General features: G+C 66.9%; 1 protein-coding gene. It reads right to left on the bottom strand.

Going from position 1 to position 1,204, the window contains the following annotated elements; genetic code table 11:
• Positions 1-1,204 (bottom strand): amino acid adenylation domain-containing protein (locus A5688_RS13785; RefSeq protein WP_120312544.1); only part of this gene is annotated, 1,204 nt, incomplete at both ends.

Here is a 1,204-nt window from a genome sequence, read left to right as displayed (position 1 = left end):
GCTCATCAGCACGCCCCAGATACCGCAGCTGCCCATCAGCACCCCACCGCACCAAATCCCCGGTGCGATACATCCGCACTCCGACCCCACCGAACGGACACGCCACAAACCGCGACGCGGTCAAACCTGCCCGGCCGACATATCCGATGCCCACGCCCCGGCCCGCCACATATAGTTCCCCGACCACGCCGGTCGGCACCGGCCGCAACCAGTCGTCGAGGACGAACAGCGCCGCGGTCGTTACCGGCGAGCCGATCGGTGCCCCACTGGCCCCAACTGACAGAGGAGGGCTCATCGATGCATACACCGTGGCCTCGGTGGGACCGTAGGCGTTGATCACCACTCGGCCGGGTGCCCAACGGTCCACCAACTCGGCCGCGCAGGGCTCGCCACCGAGCAGCAAAGCCACTGAATCCAACCCGCAGGGCGACAACATGCCCGCGGCAGAAGGGGTCTGGGTGAGGACGTTTATCTTTTCGGCAATCAGGAAGGCGTGGAACTCCTCCGGCGAAGCGGCCACCTCTTCGGGCACCACGACCAACCGACCGCCACCTAGCAACGCGGCCCATATCTCCCACACTGAGAAGTCGAAGGCATACGAGTGACACTGCGTCCATGCTTGCGCCGCCGGCAGATGCGTCGGCAATGACGCCGCCAGATGAGTCAGGTTGTGGTGGGTGATGGCCACCCCTTTGGGCACGCCGGTGGTGCCCGAGGTGTAGATCAGGTAGGCGATGTGGTCGGGGTGCGGCGGCGGTAATGCGGTGCTGGGTTGGGTGCGCACGGCGGGGTCGTCGATGTCGATGACCGCGAGGTCGTGTCGGTCGAGCCGCTGGGCCAGATCGGTGGTGGTGATGGCGGCGGCCGGCGCGGCGTCGGTGAGCATGAAATCGAACCGGGCATCAGGCAGTGCGAGGTCGATCGCCAGGTAGGCCGCCCCCGCTTTCAACACCGCGAGCATCGCGGCAATCGCCTGGGCCGAGCGCTCCAACCCCAGCGCTACACACTGCCCCGGCTTCACGCCCCGGTCGATCAGCAGATGCGCCAGGCGGTTTGAGGACTCATCGAGCTCGCGGTAGCTCCACGAGTGACCCTGGAAGGTGACCGCGATCGCCTCGGGTGAGCGCGCCACCTGCGCGGCGAACAATTCCGGGATCGATACCCGTGCGGGTGCGGGCTGGGTCAACACCGCCCGATTGCCCCA

The sequence above is a fragment of the Mycobacterium mantenii genome (assembly GCF_001667865.1).
Classification (GTDB): Bacteria; Actinomycetota; Actinomycetes; order Mycobacteriales; family Mycobacteriaceae; genus Mycobacterium; species Mycobacterium mantenii_A.
The sequence above is the reverse complement of the archived record's forward strand: the minus strand, read 5'-3'. Positions and strand labels throughout refer to the sequence as shown.